Source organism: Paenibacillus glycinis (assembly GCF_009909185.1).
Classification (GTDB): domain Bacteria; phylum Bacillota; class Bacilli; order Paenibacillales; family Paenibacillaceae; genus Paenibacillus_Z; species Paenibacillus_Z glycinis.
This window is the reverse complement of record NZ_JAAAMV010000020.1, coordinates 1-21,121: the sequence shown is the minus strand read 5'-3', so window position 1 is coordinate 21,121 and position 21,121 is coordinate 1. Positions and strand designations below refer to the sequence as shown.

18 protein-coding genes and 1 tRNA gene are annotated in these 21,121 nt (G+C 60.7%); 5 read left to right on the top strand and 14 right to left on the bottom strand.

What is annotated here, in order from left to right; all coding sequences use genetic code 11:
• Window positions 1–82 precede the first annotated feature (82 nt).
• The gene (locus GT019_RS20590; protein ID WP_161745084.1) at window positions 83–1,540 is read right to left on the bottom strand and encodes an ABC transporter substrate-binding protein; all 1,458 of its coding nucleotides are present in this window, start codon (window positions 1,538–1,540) and stop codon (window positions 83–85) included.
• A 65-nt stretch (window positions 1,541–1,605) separates the two neighbouring features.
• Here GT019_RS20590 and GT019_RS20585 point away from each other — a divergent pair, with 65 nt between their 5' ends.
• Window positions 1,606–3,456, top strand: coding sequence for a cache domain-containing sensor histidine kinase (locus GT019_RS20585; RefSeq protein ID WP_161745083.1), 1,851 nt, complete (start codon window positions 1,606–1,608; stop codon window positions 3,454–3,456).
• Entirely contained in the window at window positions 3,431–5,050 is a 1,620-nt protein-coding gene (locus tag GT019_RS20580; RefSeq protein WP_161745082.1) for a response regulator, read from the top strand. The genes GT019_RS20585 and GT019_RS20580 overlap by 26 nt, the downstream gene beginning before the upstream one ends.
• A 279-nt stretch (window positions 5,051–5,329) precedes the next feature.
• Here the strand turns inward: GT019_RS20580 and GT019_RS20575 are convergent, their stop codons facing one another.
• Window positions 5,330–6,172 carry a phytanoyl-CoA dioxygenase family protein gene (locus GT019_RS20575; protein WP_161745081.1) on the bottom strand — a complete coding sequence of 281 codons (843 nt, stop codon included), beginning with the start codon at window positions 6,170–6,172 and terminating at the stop codon, window positions 5,330–5,332.
• Between GT019_RS20575 and GT019_RS20570 the strand changes: the two genes are divergently transcribed.
• Window positions 6,171–6,491, top strand: coding sequence for a hypothetical protein (locus GT019_RS20570; protein ID WP_161745080.1), 321 nt, complete (start codon window positions 6,171–6,173; stop codon window positions 6,489–6,491). The two genes, GT019_RS20575 and GT019_RS20570, sit on opposite strands and share 2 nt — an antisense overlap.
• Here the strand turns inward: GT019_RS20570 and GT019_RS20565 are convergent.
• The 10 genes from GT019_RS20565 to GT019_RS20520 form a co-directional block, all read right to left on the bottom strand.
• A complete protein-coding gene (locus tag GT019_RS20565; RefSeq protein WP_161745079.1) occupies window positions 6,416–7,519 on the bottom strand; it encodes a Gfo/Idh/MocA family protein in 1,104 nt (367 codons plus the stop codon). The genes GT019_RS20570 and GT019_RS20565 overlap by 76 nt on opposite strands.
• A gap of 61 nt (window positions 7,520–7,580) precedes the next feature.
• Complete coding sequence (locus GT019_RS20560) at window positions 7,581–8,417, bottom strand: carbohydrate ABC transporter permease (protein ID WP_161745078.1); 837 nt, start codon at window positions 8,415–8,417, stop codon at window positions 7,581–7,583.
• 21 nt (window positions 8,418–8,438) lie between these two features.
• Window positions 8,439–9,320: a carbohydrate ABC transporter permease gene (locus GT019_RS20555; protein WP_161745077.1), complete on the bottom strand. Its 882-nt coding sequence runs from the start codon at window positions 9,318–9,320 to the stop codon at window positions 8,439–8,441.
• A gap of 34 nt (window positions 9,321–9,354) precedes the next feature.
• A complete protein-coding gene (locus tag GT019_RS20550; RefSeq protein WP_235948809.1) occupies window positions 9,355–10,728 on the bottom strand; it encodes an ABC transporter substrate-binding protein in 1,374 nt (457 codons plus the stop codon).
• Window positions 10,729–11,001: 273 nt separating this feature from the next.
• Window positions 11,002–12,585, bottom strand: coding sequence for a response regulator (locus tag GT019_RS20545; protein WP_161745075.1), 1,584 nt, complete (start codon window positions 12,583–12,585; stop codon window positions 11,002–11,004).
• Complete coding sequence (locus tag GT019_RS20540; RefSeq protein WP_161745074.1) at window positions 12,578–14,389, bottom strand: sensor histidine kinase; 1,812 nt, start codon at window positions 14,387–14,389, stop codon at window positions 12,578–12,580. The genes GT019_RS20545 and GT019_RS20540 overlap by 8 nt, the downstream gene beginning before the upstream one ends.
• 258 nt (window positions 14,390–14,647) lie before the next feature.
• Window positions 14,648–14,731, bottom strand: a tRNA-Leu gene (locus tag GT019_RS20535).
• Window positions 14,732–14,877: 146 nt separating this feature from the next.
• Window positions 14,878–15,087, bottom strand: a complete 210-nt coding sequence (locus GT019_RS20530) for a hypothetical protein (RefSeq protein WP_161745073.1) — start codon at window positions 15,085–15,087, stop codon at window positions 14,878–14,880.
• 148 nt (window positions 15,088–15,235) lie between these two features.
• The gene (locus GT019_RS20525; protein WP_161745072.1) at window positions 15,236–15,556 is read right to left on the bottom strand and encodes a hypothetical protein; all 321 of its coding nucleotides are present in this window, start codon (window positions 15,554–15,556) and stop codon (window positions 15,236–15,238) included.
• 78 nt (window positions 15,557–15,634) lie between these two features.
• Window positions 15,635–16,207, bottom strand: coding sequence for a xanthine phosphoribosyltransferase (locus tag GT019_RS20520; protein WP_161745071.1), 573 nt, complete (start codon window positions 16,205–16,207; stop codon window positions 15,635–15,637).
• 189 nt (window positions 16,208–16,396) lie between these two features.
• Here GT019_RS20520 and GT019_RS20515 point away from each other — a divergent pair, with 189 nt between their 5' ends.
• On the top strand, window positions 16,397–17,116 hold the full coding sequence (locus GT019_RS20515) for a hypothetical protein (RefSeq protein WP_161745070.1): 720 nt from the start codon (window positions 16,397–16,399) through the stop codon (window positions 17,114–17,116).
• Here the strand turns inward: GT019_RS20515 and GT019_RS20510 are convergent.
• Window positions 17,096–18,382 (bottom strand): ArsB/NhaD family transporter, encoded by a 1,287-nt coding sequence (locus GT019_RS20510; RefSeq protein ID WP_161745069.1) that lies wholly within the window; start codon window positions 18,380–18,382, stop codon window positions 17,096–17,098. The genes GT019_RS20515 and GT019_RS20510 overlap by 21 nt on opposite strands.
• Before the next feature lie 115 nt (window positions 18,383–18,497).
• On the opposite strand from GT019_RS20510, the gene GT019_RS20505 reads away from it, so the two are divergent.
• On the top strand, window positions 18,498–19,541 hold the full coding sequence (locus GT019_RS20505) for a YkvI family membrane protein (protein ID WP_161745068.1): 1,044 nt from the start codon (window positions 18,498–18,500) through the stop codon (window positions 19,539–19,541).
• Window positions 19,542–19,695: 154 nt separating this feature from the next.
• Here the strand turns inward: GT019_RS20505 and GT019_RS20500 are convergent.
• Window positions 19,696–21,121 (bottom strand): ATP-binding protein (locus GT019_RS20500; RefSeq protein ID WP_407945095.1); only part of this gene is annotated, 1,426 nt, incomplete at its 5' end.

Below are 21,121 nucleotides of genomic sequence, written 5' to 3'. Positions count from 1 at the left end.
CCAAGTGTATACGCTTACAAGCGTAAGCTACATCAAATTATCTATTGCGGACTTCAATTTTCTATCGAGTTTCCGGCCTTTCCTATCCTTCGTCCGCGTCCTGCTTCACCGACCGCAGCGGATGCCTCGGATCGAAAGCCGGGTAGACGTAGTCGTTCAGGTTCACGACCGGATTCAGATAGACGGCGTCGTGCAGCGAACGGTTATACTGCGCAGACAGCTCCGCCAGCGCATCCTTGGGATCGCGAAGCCCCTGCAGGATATCCCGGTACGCCTTCATCCGCGCGGCATCTCCGAGGTTGCTCGGCGTGAACTGCGCCTGCTCGTTTTTCAAGATGAATTCAGGCTCCTGCGGATAAATCGACTCCTCGTTCGTCGGCAAGAATTGCCGCATGCTCGGCAGCTCCGGCCGGTAGCGCTCGTCGTTCGCCACGTCCGAGCGCGCGGGAATGAGGTCGCTCTGCTTGTAAAGTTCCCCGAGATAGCCGCTCGACAGCAGATATTGCCACAGCTCGACCGCCGCCTCCTTATGCGTCGTGTACGCATTGACGGCATAGGGCGGCTCGGGCTCGATCATCAGCGCGCCCTTTCCCTTGTCTGCCTCGTCGAACAGCGGCGGCATCGCGATTCCCCATTCGAACGAACCCGGCCGCATGCGCTCGAGCGCCGCGATGTCGCGGCTCGACACGATCATCATTCCGATATTCCCCTCCGCGAATTGCGTCAGCGCCGTATCGGTCTTCAGCGACATCTCGCCGGGAAACAGCCCGCCCTCCCGCTTCATGTCGAGCACCGTTCGAAACCAAGGCAAATAGACGGAAAAGTCGTACTTTCCTTTGGCATAATCGTAATAATACGCGCCGCTGTACGTGCCCGCCATCTCGAGCGGCTGCTGAAAGCCGGCCTCGTCCTCGCTCGCCGGCAGCGCGAAGCCGTATTTGCGATACCCGGTGCCCGCCTTGGATATCCCGACGGCGCAGCGCTTCAATTCCGCCAGCGCCGCCGGCGGCTTGTCCGGGTCGCAGCCGGCCCCCGCCAGCAAATTCTTGTTATAGATGAGCCTCACCGTCAGCATGCCGGAGGGGATCGCATAGTAATGATCGTTGAGCTTCGTATAATCGGCCGCCCATCCGGGGAATGCCCGGCGCACGTCGTCCGGCGCCGCTTCCGACAGGTCGAGCAGCCAGTTTTTGTAGATGTAGCTGGTGAGCCAGCCGGTGCCGATCTGGAAGACGTCCGGCCCTTCGCCCGAGGTCATGAGCATGTTCAGCGATTCGTCGTACGTGTCGCGCGGCAGAAGGAGAAGCTTGGCCGGCGCGTCCGGATGATCCGTGTTGAATGCCGCGATCAAGCGTTCGATGTCCTGCGTTTCGGCGGTATCCTGCAAGGCGAAAGTAAGCGTCTCCCGCTCCTCCGCCCCGGCGGCGGCCTCGGAAGCCGCCGGCTGCGGATGGCCGTCGCGGCCGCAGCCGGCGGCCGCGACGAGGACCAAGCCCGCGATCAGAAGCCGCGCTTTGCCAAAATGGGCGCTTTTCATCATTTTCTAATCCCCTTATAATGGTGTGTAACCGTTATCATCAAATCGTGGAAAGGAGCGGCGTTCCCATGCTCACGCTCCGTAAAGCATACGGCTTGCTTCCGTTCAACCGGGTAAGCCTCAAATACCGGCTGCTGCTCTATTTTCTGCTGCTCGTCATCCTGCCGACGTCGATCATCTCCGTGACGATCTACAACGAGTCGTACCAGACCATCACGGAGAACATCAATGCCTCGGTCCAGAAGAACCTGGCGATGATGGAAACGGTGCTCGTCAAGAAATTCGACGAAATGGACGGCGTGGCCAATTCCATCTACCTCAATCCCGACATGCTGGACATGCTGTCCGCCGAGCGTCCGTCCGATCAAGTCGGGTTCGTGAACGAGCTGGCGAATCTGAACAAAATTCTCGATATCTACGCGCAGCCCGAAGGTCCGGCCAAGCAGTTCGTCCCGAAGCTGTACATGCTGGACCGGCCCGAATACGTGCAATACAATTTCTCGCGCAACGTGTCGACGATCAGCGAGATCGAGAAGGAGCCTTGGTACGTCGCCCTGCCGCCGAAAGCCCGCTATTCGATCGTCGGCCTGCAGGCGGATGCGGCGGCCGGCGGCACGTCCTACACGATCAAACTCGCCAAGCGGCTCTTCGGCCTGCGAAACATGACGATTCCTTACGTCGGCCTGCTCACGATCGATGCCGATATCAACGACTTCAACAGCATGCTCGTCCAGCTCAAGCCTTCCGAGAACAGCTCCATTTTCATCGTCGACAGCAAGGCGAACGTGATCGTGAGCCCCGACCTCGATCTTCTCGGGCGCAGCTTGGCGGGAGAAGCCTATATGCCGAAGCTGTTGAGGCAGCCGGAGACGGTCGGCTCGTTCGACGAACGCATCGGCGGCCGGTCCGAGCTCGTCTCCTTCCGGCGCATCGACAACCTCGACTGGACCGTCGTCTCCGTGTCGCCGATCGGCGATCTCAACGGCAAGCTCGTGTCCTTCCGGCGGGCGATGTACGCGGTGCTCGCGCTGTGCATGGTGCTCGCCTTCGCCATCGCGCTGCTGCTCTCGAACAACATCACGAAGCCGATCCGCAAATTCATCAAGACGATGTCGTATGCCCAGGAAGGCAATTTCGACATCCAGGTCCAATACCGGCGGAAGGACGAATTCACGTACCTGTTCAGCCAATACAATAAGATGATAATGCAGATCAAAGAGTTGATCAACAAGCTGTACGTCAGCGAGGTCAAGAAGAAAGAAGCGGAGCTCAAGGCGCTGCAGTCGCAGATCAATCCGCACTTCCTGTACAATACGCTCGATTCCATCAATTGGATCGCGCTGCGCCACGACGTGCCCGACATCAGCGATATGGTCACGAGCCTGTCGGATTTCTTCCGGTACAGCCTCAGCAAAGGCCGCAGCATCATCCCGATCGAGGACGAGCTGCGCCAGGTCGAGAGCTACCTGTCGATCCACCGGTTCCGGTTCAAGGACAAGCTGGACTACGCGCTCCAGGTGGAGCCGGAAGTATACGGACACTTGACGGTCAAGCTGATCCTGCAGCCGCTCGTCGAAAACGCGATCCTGCACGGCATCGAGAAACGCCACGGCAAAGGCTTCATCGAGATCGACGCGCGCAAACTCGGGGACCGGATCGTCATCGATATCGCCGACAACGGCGTCGGCGCCGACGCGAACGCCTTGAATGCCATGCTGGCCGGCGCGGAAGGCGCGAACGGCGCGAACGACTCGTTCGGCACGCGCAACGTGAACGAGCGGCTCAAGCAGGTATTCGGCGAGCAGGCGGGCATACGCTACCGCAGCAGAGAAGGCCCCGGCATGCTCGTGACCGTGACGATGCCGGCCGTGACAACATGGGAGGAGAATGAAGATGCTCAAGATGATCATCGCGGATGATGAATACAACGTCCGGGAAGGGCTCAAGGAGGTCGTGCGCTGGAACGAGCTCGGCATAGAAGTGATCGCGGACGCCGCGGACGGCCTGGAAACGTTCGAGCTGTGCCGGACGCTGCGGCCCGATATCCTGCTGACGGACATACGCATGCCGATGATGGACGGCCTGGAAGCCGCGCTCAAGCTGAAGGAAGCCGGCGATCCCGTGCGGGTCATCATCATCAGCGGAGCCGAGGATTTCGGCTATGCCAAGACGGCGCTCAGCCTGAACGCGGACGGCTATATCCTGAAGCCGATCAAGATCGCCGAGCTGCAGGAGATCGTCCGGAAGGTCGTCGCCTCCATCGCCTCGGAGCGCAGCCGCGAGGCGCAGACCGTGCAGCTGCGGCGGCAGCTGCACGAGAACCTGCCGGTGCTGCGCGAGAAGTTTCTCGCCCAGCTCGTCATGGGCATGCTCGCGAACGAAGACGACGCGCGGAACAAGCTGGCGGCCTACGGGCTTCCGCTCGAGGGCGATGGCGGCTGGACGGCGGCGGTGATGCAGATCGACGAATACGAGAAGGCGATCGAGCGTTACAGCGACGCTCGCAAGCAGCTGCTCGGCTTCTCCGTGAACAACGTGCTGGACGAGATCGTCTCGCGCGGCGGGAACGGCCTCGCCTTCATCATGAACGAGAACGAGCATGTCGTCTTGTTCCGGCAGCGGGACCCGGAAGCCCCCGGCCCGGCCGACCTCTGCCGGGAGATGTCGGACAGCGTCCGCTCGTTCCTGAAGCTGTCCGTTTCCTTCGGCATCGGCAATCCGGTGCGCAGCGCGGTCGAGCTGTACGGCTCCTACCGGGAAGCGCTCGCGGCGATCAAATTCAAATTTTACACGGGGAAAAATTCGGTGCTGTTCATCGGGGATTTCCAGATCGACGCGGACGAGCTGGAATTTCCGAAGCTGTTCGACGCCGAAACCGGGCTGATCCGCCATATGAAGCTGGGCGGCACGGCCGAGGCCGAAGATGCCGTGCGGTTCATCTTCGACGCGCTGTGCGACAACCGCCGCCTGCCGATCGGTTACGTGCAGAGCGTCTGCGTCGAGCTCATCAACATGGCCGACAAGGCGATCCTCGAGGTGGACGAGAACATCCGGGATATCGTTCCCGGCTACTCCTCGATCTACCTCGACATCTACGACAAGCGCGAGGCGACCGAGCTCCGCGACGCGATGCTCGATCTGTTCGGCGAGCTCGCCGGGTACTTCGCCCGCAAGCATACCCAGAAGAACGGCCGGACGATCCAGAAGATCAAATCGATCATCGAGCGCTCCTACATGGAAAACATCACCGTCTCGAGGCTGTCGGAGCAGGTCTACCTGTCGCCGAACTACATCAGCTTGATCTTCAAGCAGGAGACCGGGGAAAGCGTCACCGAGTACGTGACGAAGGTACGGATGGAAGCCGCGAAGGAATTGCTGAAATCGCCGGACTTGAAAATTCTCGAGGTCGCCGAGATGGTCGGCTTCGAGAACGCCACGTATTTCAGCACCGTCTTCAAGAAACATGCCGGCATGCATCCGCAGAAATACCGCGCGCTGTTTCACGGGGACTAAGCCCTTCTTGATCGGGTTCCTTACGATTCGCATGGCCGCCGATAACGAAAAAACCCTTCCGCGGAAGGGTTGATCGAAGAAAGCATGCGTATCGAAGCGGAAGAGCGGAAAAGAACGCAATCGACGGTTCTTTACGTCGTCGGCTAGCGTAACCGTTTGCGCGCCGATAGGACAGGCGAGGCGGGTAACATTCATCTCCCTGCGCCGTCTGAAGCAACCGAGGTGCACAGCGATATGCAGCTAGCCAAGATCGGCTCGCGTCTAATGCCCGGTTGCCGGTCAGTGGGACGGCGCGGTCGCCGGGAAGCCGATTTTCTCCATCCGCAGCAGTCTGCGGGCGCGCTCCGAAAGCGAATCGTACGTTTCCCGCGGGATGTGGATGCTGCCCGCGCGGGGAGCGTTCGGCGCAGGGGCATAAATCATCGCGATGTTCGGGCGGGGACGGTCCGAGCGGTTCGGCGTGCCGCGATGCCACATCCGGTCGTCGCGGATCATGATCGAGCCGGCGGGCATGAGCGCTTTGACGGCATGCATATGCTCGGCCAGCTTGGTTTTGCTATAAGACTTGGGGCCGTAGCGGTAGTCCGGCAGCAGATGCGTCCCGCCCGGCCAGATCTCCATCGGGCCGTTCTCTTCGGTCGTGTCGACCAGCGGGAAATTGACGACCAGATTGGAGATCGGCAGGTTGAAGGCGCAGCGGTCGCCGAAGTGAGAGCCCGTGTCGGCGTGCACCGGCTGGCTGTTGCGTCCCCCGGGCAGCGACGTATTGGTCGCCAAATAATGCAGCACGCAGTCCTCGCCCAAGAGCCGATCGAGCACCGCCGTAACGAACGGATGCGCGATGATCGATTCGTCGATGAACGGCATCTCGAACGGCAGGTACAGCCGAATATGATTCGTCCCGTCGTTGAACCCGTTGCCCGGATTGTATACTTCCTCGTAATGCGCCTCGAGATAAGGCTCCAGAATTTCAAGATAACGCCGATGGATCCGTTCGATCATCTCCTGCGGCAGCACCTTTTCGAAGATGACGTAGCCGTTGACCTCGATCAGATTGGCGGCCAGCTCGATCGTCTCCGGCAGCAATCTGCCGCTGTCCAGCTCGGATGGACTGATTTGCATGGGTATCCCAACCTCCGTTGAATCGTATTCGTGGAACGAAAGGAAAGACGGCCGCCATTCGGTTTCGCCGCAGGCGCCGGAGCCGTACCGCGGCAAGTCCGCCGCTCACCAGCGTGAACGGTCGGTCATGGCGGCCCATACGGCACCGGCTCTGGAGCGCCACGGCAAGTCTGCCGCTTTCCGGCGGAACCGGTCACGGCAGCCCGGATGGGCCGGCGACGGCGCGCCGCTCGCGCAGCCGACCTACAGCTCGGACAGCGCGAGCGGCTCGAAGGTCGTGCGCAGCTCCTGGGTTATCCCGGTCTCCGCCGCCCGATAGCCGGATTCGATGATCTCGATGACATGGCGCGCATGCTCGGCATTGGCAACGGACGGGATATCCTCCCTCACCCATCGGACCAGCTGCATGATGTCCTCGTAGACATGCGCTTCTCGCAATTCGGCGTGCTCGCCCGATACATGCGGCAACCGGTCGTCCTCCAGCTTCAACGGCTCGTCGCCGAATTTCGAGCCGACGAGCGCCCCTTTGGTGCCGTAGATGCTCGGCGCCCACTCCGTCGCGGCGCCGGCGATCGTCGAGTAGACGACGGCATGGACCGCCTGGCCGAAATCAAGCAATAGAATCGTCGAATCGTCCATCTCCGTCTCGATTCGCTCCTGCCCGAACCAATGTTCCGGGATGCCGATGCCCGAGAGCGCCGTCACGCGCTTGGCCGGGCCGAGAATGCCCGTCAGCTCGTGGAGCGGGTAGACGGTCGCGTCGTAGATCGGCCCGCCGCCCGGCTTGCGGAAGTACCAGCCGGGGTTGACGTTGCTCAGCACGTCGCTGCCCGTGCGCACGTCTTCGTTCAAATGGTAAGCGCCATCGCCCATCGTCGTCCCGGTAATCGCCCAGGCCAGCTGGCCCAGCGCGCCTTCCAGATAAAGCTTGCGCTTGCGGCGGGACGCCTGGTTGATCATCATGCCCGGCGAGGCCACGAGACGCACGTTCGCGGCGGCGGCGCGGCGGATCAGATCGTCGGCATCCGCCGTCGTCGTCGTCATCGTCTTGTTGAAGTGGACATGCTTGCCGGCTTCGATCGCCATGACGCCCTGCTCGTAATGCAGTCCGATCGGACTGCAGATCGTCACGATATCCACGCTCGGATCGCGCAGCAGCTCCTCGTAGCTCTCGTAGCCCGCAGCGGCCCCGTATCTGGCCGCCGCGGCTTCCGCCCTGCCCGGGACGGGATCGCATACCGCCGCAAGCTTGACCTTCCCCGCCGTATCCGGCAGCCGGAGATGCGCCATCAGACGCGTCGCGATGGCTCCCGCCCCCACGACGCCGATACCAAGTGGATTGCTCATCCTCTCGTCACTTCCTTCGTTTAGTCCGCGATAAGCGGTTCGATATCCATCCGCCTGCCCTTTACCCTTTGACGGCCGAGCCGACCGTCAGCGCCCGTTCGACCTGATCGCTGAAGAACAAGAACATGACGACCATCGGCAGGCTGGCGATCGTCATGACGGCGCCCATCCCGCCCCAATCGGTGCTGTACTGGCCTTGGAAGAACAGCAGGCCGAGCGGCAGCGTCTTCATCGCTTCGTCGGAGATCAAGATATAGGCGAGCAGGAACTCGTTCCATGCGCCCAGAAATTGAAAGATCGCGATCGTCGCGACCGCCGGCCGCACGATCGGCACGATGATGCGGAAGAACGTCCTGTAGATGCTCGCCCCGTCCATGCACGCCGACTCCTCCAGCTCCACGGGAATGGTTCGCATGAAGCCGTAGAAAATCAGCGAGGAGAACGGCAGGCCGAAGGCGATGTAGGGCACGATCAGCGCCCCGTACGTGTTCGTCAGGTGGAAGTTTTTGACCAGTATGGCAAGCGGGATCATGATGACCTGCAGCGGGATGAACATCCCGATGATCATGTAGATGCGCGCGGCTTCCCGCAACCGCCACTCCATTCTCGCCACCGTGTACGCGAACATGACCGACAGGAGCAGGATGCCGCAGGTGCTGATCGCCGAGACGACCAGCGAATTGACGAAATAGCGGGGAACGTTGAACTGTTCCCAGGCGTGGACGTAATTCTCGAAATGCATGTGCAGCGGGATGCCGAACGGATTCGTGACGAAGATCTGGTCGTTGTTCTTGAGCGAATACGTGATCATCCAGAAGAGCGGATAGACGGAGACGATAAAATAAATCCATAACAAGCCCTGCAGCAGGATGGAACCGGGTTTTATTCTGGTCAGCATGAGTGTGCCGTCTGCCCCCTTCTAATAGGTCATGCGTTCCTGACGGAACAACCGGTTGATGATGACGGTGGCAAGCAGGCTGATGGCGACCAGGAAAACGGATACCGCGCAGGCGTAGCCATATTCGAATTCGCTGAAGGCGTACCGGTAAATCATGTACGTCAGCGTGAAGTTCGTCGTCCCCGGTCCGCCGCTCGTCATGATGAGCATCTGGACGAACGCGCCGATGCCTCCCGTAATGGCGACGATCAGACAGAATTTGAACGTCTCCGCCATGAGCGGAATCGTGATTCTGCGATGCGCGCCCCACTTCGTGCAGCCGTCGATGATCGCGGCCTCCACGTATTGCTCGGGTATCGATTTGATGCCGGCGTAGAGCAGGCTGAACTGATACCCCATGAACTGCCACGCGTTGACGAAGGCGATCGCGATGATCGAGACCGCGGGCGAGGTCAGCCAGTTTTGCCGGTACGGGATGCCGACCAGCTCGAACAAGCGGTTGACCAGCCCGTTGGTCGGATCGTAGATGGCGATCCACAGCTGGCAGACGACGGTAACGGACAGCACGACCGGGATGAAATAGCCGACCTTGAGCACCTTGCGCCCTTTGATCTTTATATCCGCGCAGACCAGGGCCAGGATCGTGCCCAGCCCGATCTGGAAGACGACGAGCACGAGCGCGAAAATCCCGCCGTTGCGAAGCGACGTGGCGAGCAGCGGATCGCGGAACAGCTCGGCGTAGTTGCTCAGCCCGTTAAAGGTACCCGCGCCGATGCCGTCCCATTCGAAGAAGCTGCGGTACAGGCTCTGTACCACCGGATAGGAGACGACGAGCGAGTACAGCAGCAGCGCCGGCAAGGCAAAAGCGGCAATCGCCCATTTGTTGCCAAAATAATGTCTCATCGTTGCTCATTCCAATCCATGGGTTAGTCCCTCGTTACTTGTTTTCGCTCGCCAGCACGCGGTTCATGTTTTTATCGAAGTCCGCGTCGCTGAAGCCTTTGACGATCAGGTTCTGCGTGTTATCGTCGAGAGCGGTGTTGATCTTGACGTTCTCGTTCAGCTTGGCGAAGCTCTTGACGTTCGGCAGCGTCTCGTCGATCAGGCGCTGCATCATGGCCGGCGGCTTGGCGACGACCGGCTTGTCGATCTTCACCGACACGATCGGGTTGCCGAGCTGCGTATACTTGAATTCCGCGTATTTGCGCGCCAGGAACGCGGCGACTTCGATCGCGGTTTCCTTGTTCTTGCTCGTCGGGGAGACGGAGAAACCGCCGGGCTCGCCCGAGCCGTCCATGTTGAACTTGCTCGCTTCGTAGGTCGCCTCGTCCTTCGCCGGCCAGTACATCCAATCGACGTCCGCGCCGAGGTTCTTATCCGCGCTGTATATTTCCCATTGGCCGTTGACGAGCATCGCCGCCTTGCCGGTATAGAACATCGACGACGCCTGGTCATAGTTCGTGTTGGTCGCATTCGGATCGAACAGGCCCGCATCCTTCAGATCGTTGAACTGCTTCGCGGCCAGCTCGAACGCGTCGGGCAGCTCCTTGCCGGTCAGCGCCGCGTAGCCCTGCGGCTCTTCTCTTGTCAGCAGCCCTTTGAAGAAGGAATTGCCGATCCATTTCTCCTTGGAGAAGATCGCCAGCGGCACGATGCCCTTGGCCTTGAATTTCTGGATCGCGTCCTTCCATTGATCGTACGTCTTGATCGGCGCCTCCACGCCCGCATCGGCGAAGATCTTCTTGTTGTAATACAGGATCTGGAACTCGATGCCGGCAAACGGATAGGAGTACACATGGCCGTCCGGCGTGATCATGACCGGCTCGTTGCCGGGATTCAGGTCGCTCTTGAACTGCGCTGTCGGCGCCGCGTCGTCGAGCAGCTCGATGTTTTTCGATGCCGCAAACGCTTTCATCGTCTTGTAATCGGCCTGGAAAATATCCGGCATGTTGCCCGAAGCGGCATACGTGCGCAGCTTCTGTCCGTCGTCCTGCATCGAAGGATCGAGCACCAGCTCGACGTTCGGCATCTCCTTCTTCAGCTCGGCTACGGCATAGTCGTACGGCTTCTTCGTGTCGTCGTCGAAATAAGCGGCGTAAATGCGCAGCTTGACCGGCTCTTTCGTTGCCGGGGCCGATGCCCCGTCGTCGTTGGTTGCCGATTCGGTCGGCTCGGGCGCAGTCGCCGCATTGTCCGGCGCAGTCGCCGCATTGTTCGCGTTGTTCGCGTTTCCGCCGCCGCTGCTGCAGGCGGACAGGATCAGCAGCGCCGCCGCCGTCGAAGCGAATACCGTGAAGCGTTGATTTCTCAATACATTCCCCTTCTTTCTCCGTGAAAAGCGAATTGTGCCGGGAGACTGTGGTTGCAAGCGATTACATCGGCTAGCTCCCATTATAAATTTTCGGCGCTTCCGAAGAGAATGTCATAACCGGGCCATATCCGCGCAAAACGGGCCAACGTCATTCGCGGCTTGGCCCGGCGTCGCTGCGGTTCGCCGAGCCTTCGCCGCCGGATGGCGCGGACGTTTGGCAAGATAAGCGCATCTGGCGCCGCATCCGATCGCGAATGCCGGACGTGCTCGGATTCAAGGCCGTTTCCGGTTCTCGTATTCGGTCGGCGAGACGCCGAAGTGCTTCTTGAACCATTTGCTGAAATAGCCGGCCTCGCTGTAGCCGACCTGCTCCGCGATCACGGTCAGCTTCAGCTCCCCCCTGCCGATCAGCTCCTTCGCGCGTTGAATCCGCACGTAGGTTAAATAATCGGACACCGGCATGCCTCCTTCGCGCCTGAAGATTTTGCGCAAATAGCTGGAATCGATGTACAGCGCGCCGGCGATCGTCTCGACCGTCAGAGCCGGATCCGCGAAGCGCTCGTGGATGAGCTCCTTCGCCGCTTCGTACAGCTTGACGGACTTCGAAGCGCGATGGCCGAAGCTCGCCTCCATGACCCGCCGGTACAGCTCGGTCATCCACTCCCTGCACTGCCCGATGGTCGACAACTGCCGCAGCTCGCGGTACGGCGCGAAGTCCGGGCCCAGCACTTCGCCGATGACGACGCCCGATTCGATGGCGAACGACAAGATCAGCGACACCAGTCCCATCAGTCCGGTCAGCGCGTTATCGACCGTCGTCGGCGCTTTGCCGAGATCGGCGAACGCTTGATCGAGCCGGATCTCGACGCCGTCCCGATCCTTCATCCGCAGGCAGTAGATCAAATTTTCCTGCAGCTTCACGGAAAAGAATTCAAACCGTTCCGGGCTTTCGCCGAGCCGTTCGAACCAAATGACGCCGCCCTGGCCCGACGTCAGCTTGCCGCGAATCGCTGATAACGCTTCGCGATAGGAGGTTCGCAGCGCCATGAAATCACGCGTCACGCGTCCGATCCCGACGGTGACCGTGAATTTGAAATGCCGCTCGACCATCTGCCCGAGCCGCGCGAAGGGCTGCCCGTCGAACTCCGCGCCGTCCGCGGCGTCGTCGAAGGCGACGATCGAGACCGTCCGTCCGTCGGCATCGCGAAACAGATGATGCGCGCCGCGAACGGTCAAGAGATCGCGAAGCAGATTGTCCAGCGTATGCTTCCACAGCGACTGCTCGGCGGCATCGCCGATGGCGTGCAGGTGATCGATCTCCGTGACGGCCACGAGATAACAGCCCGGCGATTCCGGGATGCGGAACCGGGACATGGCGGCTTCGACGTCCTCCCGCTTCATATCCGCGTCCCGGCTGATCAGCTTCAGCAGGAAGCTCTCGCGCAGCAGGTCGAACTGCATGCCGGCCCGCTCCGCGTGCGCCGCCTCCATGAAGCTCTTCACCTTGCCGAGGGTCACCTCGAATTCTTCCTCGTCGAAGGGCTTGAGCAAGTAATCCTTCACGCCCATGCGGATCGCTCTGCGGGCGTATTCGAACTCGTTGTGGCCGGTCACGAGCACGATCGAGATGTCCGGATAGAGCTGCTTCAGCTGCTCGGACAATGCCAGCCCGTCCATGAAGGGCATGTTGATATCGACCAAGGCGATATCCAGCCGGTGCGCCTGCGCCAGCTCCAGCGCCTCCAGGCCGTGACGGGCTTCGCACGCGACGGTCATGCCGAGCGCCGCCCAGTTGAATTTGGTCCGCAAATATTCCCGAAACAGCGGCTCGTCGTCCACGATCATGACGTTATGCATGCCAATCCCTCCTTTGCCTCTCCAGCGGCAGCCGGATGCGAACCTCGGTGCCGCGACCCTCCGCGCTGCTGATCGTCACGCCATACTCTTCGCCGAAATACAGCCGGATCCGTTCATGCACGCTGTAGATTCCGAACGAGACGGGCTGCTCGCCGCCGCCGGATTCCCGCTGCCATATCGCGCTCAGCTTGCTCTCCGTCATGCCGATGCCGTCGTCGCTGACGACGATCGTCACCGTCTGCTCGTCGCGGAATCCGCCGATCCGCAGCGTGCCGGGACTCCCCTTCACCTTCAGCCCGTGGTAGATCGCGTTTTCCGCAAGCGGCTGGATCGACAGCTTGGGAATCATCGCCCGCAGCACGTCCGGCGGCAGCTCGACGCGGAAGTCGAACACGTCCGGATAGCGGGTATGCTGAACGGTCAGATAATCGCGGGCATTCTTGATCTCCTCGCCGAGCGTGATCATCTCGCTGCCCTTGCTGAGCGCGACGCGATAGAAGTCGGCAAGCGACTTCGTCGTGTCGCGCGCCTCGCGGCTGCGGCCCATGTCGTTCAGCAGGTAGATCAGATCGAGCGTATTGTACAGAAAATGCGGCTTGATCTGGGCATGAATCAGCGCCAGCTCGTACTCCTTCTTCCTCCGCTGCTCCTCCTCCACCCGCTGGAGCAGCTCCTTCATGCGCGAGATCATCGAATTGAACACGGATGCCAGCAGGCCGATCTCGTCCGCCGAGTCGTTTCGCGCCGACGCCGCCAGGTCGACCTCCTTCACCCGCCGCATCGCCTTCGCCAACTGCTGCAGCGGACCGACGATCACGCGCGAGAGCAGGCCGGCGCCGATCAGCGCGAACACCAGGCAGATCGCGCCGATGAGGACCGTCATCCGGATATTTTTGCGAATATCCGCCGTAATCGCCGCCTGCGGCACGATATTGACCAGCTTCCACCCGAGCTTCTCGTACGTCGCGCTCGTAACGAGATTCTCGCCCGACCTGGTGCGCAGCATATCCGAGAACGACGGCTTCGACTGAATCAAGCCGCGCAGTCGCTCATCCCGCATCGGCTGCAGAAGCTCCGATTTATCGGGCGAGGAGACGACCGTTCCTTGACGGTCGACTATCATGAAATGCTCGCTGCCGCTTGCGCCCATTTTGTCGTAGACGGCGGAAATCGCGCTCTCCTTGATGTTGACGACGAGGATGCCGAGCGAGCGGCCGTACTTCAGATCGATGATCTGCTTGCCGATCGACAGCACCGGCACGTTCGGATCGGTGACGAGATAGTCCCGCCGCTGCATCGGAAACCAGTTGTTGACGCCGTAGCTCGGCATTTCGTCGATCTTCGCGATCAGCCCGCTGTCGAAGACCTTGCGGTCCCCGTCCCTGGCGGGGAAATACGACGTATACAGCTGTCCGCGCGCATCGATGAAAGCGGCGGAATCGATATCGGGAAAATTAAGCAGATCGACGCTGAACTGCGCCTGCATTTGAATGCGCAGCTGGTTCTCTTGAAACGGCGTCAGGGGAGCGGGGAAATTCTCGTAGATATGGTTGAAGTCCTCCATCATCGTATTGGCGCTGCTTTCCGCGTTGCGGATCATCGAATCGATTCTGGTCAGGATCAAGGTCGATTCGTCCCGCACGTTTTCCTTCGTCATGGCGATCAGCGAATTGGTGAACAAGTGGCTGGTGAAGTAGCCCAGCGCGAACAGCGGAATCAGGATGAGCGGTATGTAGACCGCGATGATTTTGTTGCGGATCAGCAAACGGCGAAAAGGGAGCGCCAGCAGCGACCACAGCTTCATTCTCGTATCTCCTCCCTGCGACAGCGATCGTTTTCGGTGAAGGGCGAGCGGCGGACAGCGCTTACATAACGAACGCTTCGTGTCTGTGTTGTCGTGCTGAAATCGTTACCAGATTGGAGCAAAACGGGAAACGGGACTAGCCGGGAATGCCGAACATGGGGGGAGGATGCCTGCCTGAATCGCAAGCGCGGCAGAGATCAAAAAAAGCCCCCTACCTGCTGGAATATGCAGATCGGAAGCTTGTTGTTGATGAAGATATGCGGTCGAGAGGACTCGAACCTCCACGGCTGTTACACCACTAGAACCTGAATCTAGCGCGTCTGCCAATTCCGCCACGACCGCATCTGGCAGATCGACCGCGGCTATGCCGCAATCACGTTTTTTATAGTAGCATCCGGCCGCCATCTAAGTCAAGACAAGCCGCAAAGTTCAAATTTTCAAACAATAGCGTCCGATCGCGCGAACCGAATCGATCGGTCCCGCGGCCGTCAGACCTCGCTCCGCGGCACGGTGACCGGCTCATAGACGTAGCTGCGGCTTAGTTTCACCACTTTGCGGCTCCGTTTGCGGATCACGACGCTTTCCGCGTCCCAGGCGACGACGATGCCGAGCACGTCGTTCGTTTCGATGTTGTCGCGGACGACGCGCAGCGGCGTGCCTTCGATCCGGTAACGATCCAGTTGTTCTTCCGTAATCATGCGTCTTCCCGCCCTTTGCTTTCTAAATGCCAACCTTGCGTCGACTGCCGAATCCGCATTCCGCGCGCAACCCGGCTCGCCCCCGCATGTTCAAAGAACCTCAATCCCGCGGCTTGCGCAGGCATTGAGGTTCCCGTTCGTTTCCGATTTAGCTGACGTGTTCCTTGGAATCGTTCGTTTCGTACCATTCGTCCAGCACGCGCGAAGACATCACGCGGCTTGTAATGTATTCCGACTGTTTCTCCGTGAATTGGCCCTTCCAGTCAATCTCGATCTCTTCCGACAGTTTGACGATCGTCAAAAGCTCCGACCAAGCGACGTAGCGCTTATACCAGAAAAACTGGGGATGTTCGATCATATAAGGATACAAGTCATCGAACTCCGTATGCTTACAATCGAGCGCACGTTCAAAATGGTTTTTCGCGTCCGACAACTTGGTTAATAAATACTCAGCTGATAGATTAGCCATATTTTGTGCCTCCCCCATCCGTACTTATGAACATTATAAGTCAAAACGCGAGTCTCGAAAAGATGCTGATTATGGAACCTAGGTTTCGAAGCGGATTTTGCCGCCCTCGAGCGAGGCGATTCGGGCAAGCGATTCCACGCGGATACCCTGCTCGCGGATCGTGCGCGCGCCGGCCTGGAACGATTTCTCCACGACGATGCCGAGACCGGCCAGCTTCGCGCCGGAGCGGTCGATGATTTTGATCAAGCCCCGCGCCGCATCCCCGTTGGCGATGATATCGTCGATGAAGAGCACCGTATCCTGCTCCGTCAGGAATTGGCGGGAAACCATGATGTCCGTTACGATGCCTTTGGTAAACGAAGGGACGCGCTCGGAATACGAATCCGGATCGGCGATCAGCGTCTTCTTGCGGCGCGCGAACACCAGCGGGACGTTCAGCGCCATGGCGGTCGTGAACGCGACCGGAATGCCGGACGATTCGACGGTGATGACTTTCGTGATTGGCGTCTCGGCGAACAGGCGCGCGAATTCCTTGCCCATCTCCAGCGTTAACTGCGGATCGACCTGATGATTGAGCAGCGCATCCAGCTTCAGCACATCTTGATTAATAATCGTCGCTTCGCGCAGAATGCGTTCTTTTAACAGTTCCATTCGCGTTCCCTCCACCAAAAATCTTTTTCCGTTAAAGTTACCATATGGCAGGGGATTCACGCAACCGATGAGGGTTAAAAATACCGCGAGTCGCGCGGCCCGCTGCAACTTTTTTCCATCTGTTGCGTCTATTACATAACAAAGTCCTTACAAAATCATTCCACTGCCTAAGCAGGAGGTTATCCCGTCATGAAATCGCTTCAGGCCAAACAAGCCGCGATCGCGGCTGCTGCCGTGCTGCTGGCCATCGCCGTTACGGGCTGCGAGCTGGACTATGCCGGTCCGGCCGGTCTCGATGCCGCCGCCGGCGATGCCGCCGCGCAAGCGCATCATCCTGACGTCCGATCGGACAGCCCTCAGAAAACCTACGATACCGAAGACGGCTCCGTCGTCCCGGTGACGGACAACCTCCCGGACGCCGGGATTAACGCCGCGAACTCCGACGCCACCGCGGAATCCTCGGGCGGCAAACCCGGTAAATCCTCCCCGCCGGCGGGCAAAGCCGAGGATGCTTGGCATGCCGAGACGCCGAAGCTGCTCGGTGTCGGAATCGGCGACGCACGCGCGTCGGCCGTCAAGAAGCTCGGCAAGCCGAACGACACCTACGCGCTCGACGACGAGGACGGCAAATTGACGGTCGAGGAATACGCGGCCTTCGCGCTCGGCTACACCGCCGCCGGCGCGGTAAAGTTCGTGGAAGTGTTCGACAAGACGGCGGCTGCCGGCTTGGGCGGACTTCGCATCGGCGATAACGAAGCGGACGCCGTCAAGAAGCTGGGCAAACCGGACACGCATACGTCCAGCGTGCTTGCTTACAAAGCGAAGGGCGCATTGCTGAAGCTCGATCTCGACCCGCGAAACAGCCGGATTCTCTCGATCAAGCTCTTCTCAGCCGACGACCAGCCATAAGGTCAGCAAAGCGCAAAACAAGATCGGCAGCGTAAGCGCCAGTCCGTATTTGGCATATTCCCGCCATGACATGTCGATGCCGCCTTTCCGCAGCAGCTGCAGCCAAAGCAGCGTCGCAAGGGAACCGATCGGCGTCAGCTTGGCCCCTACCGAGGTGCCGAGCAGACTGGCGTACGGCAAGTAATGCGGACCTCCGGATTCCTGAATGGCCAGCGAAGACACCAGCACGGCCGGTAAATTGTTGACCCCCGCGCTCAGCAGCGAGAACAAGGCCCCCGATCCGAGAATGCCCGCGAACGAACCGCTGTCCGTCATCGGCTCCAGCGCGCGCGGAAACCAAGCAACGGCGCCATGCAGGTACAAGCTGTACACGATCAGGTTCATCGACAACGCGAACACGACGATGGACCAAGGCGTTCGCCGAATGGTCGCGCGAATGTTCCCCATCCCCGAAGCCATGCTAGCCGCCCACTGAACGGCCGCTCCGCCGAGCGCGATGAACGCCACCGAAAGCCCCAGCCTCCCCGAGAATAAATAACCCGCCATCATGAAGCCGACGATGAGCCACGACAGCCTGAACAGCTTCCGGTCCGAGATCGCCGAAGCCGGCTCCGGAAAGGCATGCGGCGCTTCAAGCCGATTTTCCTCCGAACGAATGTTTCTCCCGAAGTAGCCGGCAGTGACCGCGATCGTGGCCGCGATGGCCGCGAGTCCCGGGAGCAGCATCGTGCGCGCGTAATCCTCGAACGTCAGGTCGAAGAAATCCGCCGTCAATATATTCGTCAAATTGCTCATCATGAGCGGCGCGCTCGCCGTATCCGCCATCAAGCCGACGCCGAGCAGGAACGCGATCTTCGCCTTGCGCGTCAGCTGCAGCAGCGCCGTGACCTCCAGCACGATCGGAATCATGATCAGAATCGTGCCGTCGTTATTGAAGAAGACCGTGATGCCCGCCGCGAGCGCGCATAAGCCGATCAACAGCCGCAGCTGCCGGTCGTGAAACCGCCGCACGATATGGAGCGCCGCCCAGCGGAAGAAGCCGTTCGCATCCAGAATTGACGTAAACAGCATGATGCCGATGAGCGAGAAGGTGGCATCCCAGACGAAATGCCAGATGTAGGCCGCATCGCCCGGCTCCAGCAGGCCCGCGGCGAACAGCAGCGCCGCCCCGACCAAGGCGGTCAGCGCTTCGTGAAGCCCTTTCGGCTTCCAGATGATCAGCGCAAGCGAAACCGTAAAGACGCCGATGGCCAAAACCATAGCCATAAGATAAGATCAACTGCTTTCGTCGGATAATGGATATGGATAATAGTCATGCCTGTCCCCGCTCGGACATACCTTTAGAAGAGGCCGTCCACGAAAGGCAGGTAATGAATGGAAGATGAAACGGATCAATACAGTCATGCAAATCGCATTTACGTATATGGGAACGGTCGTCGGCGCGGGGTTCGCGACGGGGCAGGAGATCCTGCAGTTTTTTACCCGCTTCGGCGTGATGGGCGCGTTGACGATTCTGCTGGCCACGATCATGTTCGTCTGGCTCGGCACGAAGATGATGCTGATCTCGAACGACGTGAAAGCCAAATCGTACGAGGATGTCAATCAGGTGCTGTTCGGCGAACGGTTCGGGCGCTGGATCAGCCATTTCATGCAAATTATTCTGTTCGGCGTGTGCGCGGTCATGCTCGCCGGGGCTGGCGCGATCTTCTCGGAAAACTGGAATATCTCGTATCAATCCGGGCTGCTGCTGACGATCGCCGGCTGCTTCCTTCTGCTCCGCAAGGGCATGAACGCGATCCTCACCGTCAATTCGATCGTCGTGCCGGTCATGCTGCTGTTCACGGTGCTCATCATCATCGACACGGTCCATACGCCTGGGTCTGCCCGCTGGATGGTGCTCTCGAGCGATTTCTCGCCGTTCGCGGTGTGGGCTTCCCCGTTTCTGTACGCCGCCTTTAACCTGGCCATGGCGCAGGCCGTTCTCGTGCCGCTCGGCGGCGAGATCGAGGACCGCAAGGCGATCGTCTATGGCTCGTGGGTCGGCGGCATCGGCATCGGCTTCATGCTGATCGCCGGCCATATCGCGCTGTCTGTATACATGCCCGGCATCCAGCAGTTCGCCATCCCGATGGGCGGAATCGCCCGCGAGCTCGGGCACGGCATCCAGTGGATCTATATTTTTCTGATCTTCGCCGAAATCTTCACGACGCTCATCGCGGACATTTACGGGCTTACGCTGCAGCTGCAGAAGCGCGTGAAGCTGTCCCGCACGCTGCTCACGACTCTCACGCTCGGCGCCTGCTATATCGCGAGCCAGATCGGCTTCGGCCCCCTGCTCTCCACGCTCTATCCGATCTTCGGCTTGATCAGCCTCGGATGGCTGATTCTGCTCATTCGCCACAAGTCCCCTATCCGCAGCCGATAAGACGCTTGCTCGGCAGCGGATCTTGAGCCGGAGCGATTTCATGCCGGCGGATGCCGAGCCGGGCAGTTTTCTTGCAATAACGCCCGGGATTGTCCGAGTTGAACGGAATTATCCATGCAAACGACAGAAGCAAGAATGTAACTTCATGCAGCCATCAGCCGGAAAGCCGGACCAGCCGCGCGCCCGGAACGCGCTCCAGCAGCAAATCCTTCGTATGGGCATGGCAGGTGAAGAACACGATCTGCCGGCGTTCCGCCAGCTCCTTCAGCACGCCTGCCGCCGCTTGAAGCCGGCCATAGTCGAAATTGACGAACGGATCGTCGAGCAGCAGCGGAAGCGAATGCGCGGCGGCGGCCTCGTCAGCAAGCGCGAAGCGCATCGCCAGATAGAGCTGCTCCGCCGTTCCCCGGCTCAGAAAACCGCTCTCCACGATGCGGCCGTCCTGCGTTTCCAGCGCGATCCTCCGCTCGCCTTCCGGCATGGAGATCCGTTTGTACCTTCCTTCGGACAGCAGGCCCATCAGCCTCGACGCTTCGCGCAGCACGCCGGGCTGGCGCTGTTCCTCCATGATCCGCTTCGTCCGCTTGATCATCGTCAAGCCGATCGACAGCACCGCGTACCTGTCGATCAGCTCCTCCAGGGCGGCGGCGGTTTGTTCGCGTTCGCCGATCAGGCGCTGCCTGTCCCCGTCGCGGAGCAGCTGCTCCAACCGCTGCCGCTTTCGCCCGAGCTGCTCCAACAAGCCGGCTCGCGCCTGTTCGGCCTGCGTCCATTCCCGCTGCGCGTCCGCAAGCTTACCGGTCAAAGCGGCCTCGTCCATGTCGTCGTACCAGCTCTCCAGCCGGGCCTGATCCGTCTCCGACAACCCCGCGCCCAACAGCGCATTCAGCCGGAACAGCTCCTGCTCGATCTCCGCCGACCGTTCCGATCGTTCCAGCGCGTTCAACCAGGCCAATTCGCCGTCCGCCTTGCCCGCCGCGAACCACGTCTCCTGCCGCGCCGTCAGCTCCGACAGCGCAGCATCGAGCCTGCTTCTGCGTATGGCGACCTCGCCCTGCTTCTTCTGCAGCTCTTCCCGCTCCGCGCGCACGGCAGCCTGTCTGTCGGCTTCCGCCTGCAGCAGCCGCAGCGCGGCAACGGCGTCGCCGCCGGCGCGGAACGCGGGCTCGGGACACGCGTCCGCAAGCGCGTCGACCGATCGCTCGAACTCGGCGATGCCGCTTCGCAGCCGCGCGGCCTTGTCCGCCGCGCGGTCCCGCGCTTGGACGCGAAGCTGCGCCTGCTCGGCGAGATCGAGCGTCTCCATGGCCGCTTCCGGCGACAGCGCGGGCGGAAGCGTCCGCTCCGTCAGCCAGTCGCGCCAGCCGGCCGCGACGGCGTCGGCCGCTTGCGCCGCGATCTCCGCCGCGGCGCCGGCGGTTTGTTCCTGCGCGCGCAGGCGGTCATGCGCGCGCGCCAGTTCCCCGCGGCGCGCGGCAAGGCTCGCCTGCGCGCGGAGCTCGTCCTGGCGCGCGTCGATCGCGGCGCGCAGCCGCGCGAGCAGCTCCGCCGGGCCGGCGGCGACAGGCGCTGCTCCGCGC

What these genes read in the sequence shown, in the direction of transcription:
- GT019_RS20590 (WP_161745084.1), bottom strand. Translation starts at nt 1,540, where the DNA reads ATGATGAAAAGCGCCCATTTTGGCAAAGCGCGGCTTCTGATCGCGGGC.
- GT019_RS20585 (WP_161745083.1), top strand. Translation starts at nt 1,606, where the DNA reads ATGCTCACGCTCCGTAAAGCATACGGCTTGCTTCCGTTCAACCGGGTA.
- GT019_RS20580 (WP_161745082.1), top strand. Translation starts at nt 3,431, where the DNA reads ATGCTCAAGATGATCATCGCGGATGATGAATACAACGTCCGGGAAGGG.
- GT019_RS20570 (WP_161745080.1), top strand. Translation starts at nt 6,171, where the DNA reads ATGGGTATCCCAACCTCCGTTGAATCGTATTCGTGGAACGAAAGGAAA.
- GT019_RS20575 (WP_161745081.1), bottom strand. Translation starts at nt 6,172, where the DNA reads ATGCAAATCAGTCCATCCGAGCTGGACAGCGGCAGATTGCTGCCGGAG.
- GT019_RS20565 (WP_161745079.1), bottom strand. Translation starts at nt 7,519, where the DNA reads ATGAGCAATCCACTTGGTATCGGCGTCGTGGGGGCGGGAGCCATCGCG.
- GT019_RS20560 (WP_161745078.1), bottom strand. Translation starts at nt 8,417, where the DNA reads ATGCTGACCAGAATAAAACCCGGTTCCATCCTGCTGCAGGGCTTGTTA.
- GT019_RS20555 (WP_161745077.1), bottom strand. Translation starts at nt 9,320, where the DNA reads ATGAGACATTATTTTGGCAACAAATGGGCGATTGCCGCTTTTGCCTTG.
- GT019_RS20545 (WP_161745075.1), bottom strand. Translation starts at nt 12,585, where the DNA reads ATGCATAACGTCATGATCGTGGACGACGAGCCGCTGTTTCGGGAATAT.
- GT019_RS20540 (WP_161745074.1), bottom strand. Translation starts at nt 14,389, where the DNA reads ATGAAGCTGTGGTCGCTGCTGGCGCTCCCTTTTCGCCGTTTGCTGATC.
- GT019_RS20530 (WP_161745073.1), bottom strand. Translation starts at nt 15,087, where the DNA reads ATGATTACGGAAGAACAACTGGATCGTTACCGGATCGAAGGCACGCCG.
- GT019_RS20525 (WP_161745072.1), bottom strand. Translation starts at nt 15,556, where the DNA reads ATGGCTAATCTATCAGCTGAGTATTTATTAACCAAGTTGTCGGACGCG.
- GT019_RS20520 (WP_161745071.1), bottom strand. Translation starts at nt 16,207, where the DNA reads ATGGAACTGTTAAAAGAACGCATTCTGCGCGAAGCGACGATTATTAAT.
- GT019_RS20515 (WP_161745070.1), top strand. Translation starts at nt 16,397, where the DNA reads ATGAAATCGCTTCAGGCCAAACAAGCCGCGATCGCGGCTGCTGCCGTG.
- GT019_RS20510 (WP_161745069.1), bottom strand. Translation starts at nt 18,382, where the DNA reads ATGGCTATGGTTTTGGCCATCGGCGTCTTTACGGTTTCGCTTGCGCTG.
- GT019_RS20505 (WP_161745068.1), top strand. Translation starts at nt 18,498, where the DNA reads ATGAAACGGATCAATACAGTCATGCAAATCGCATTTACGTATATGGGA.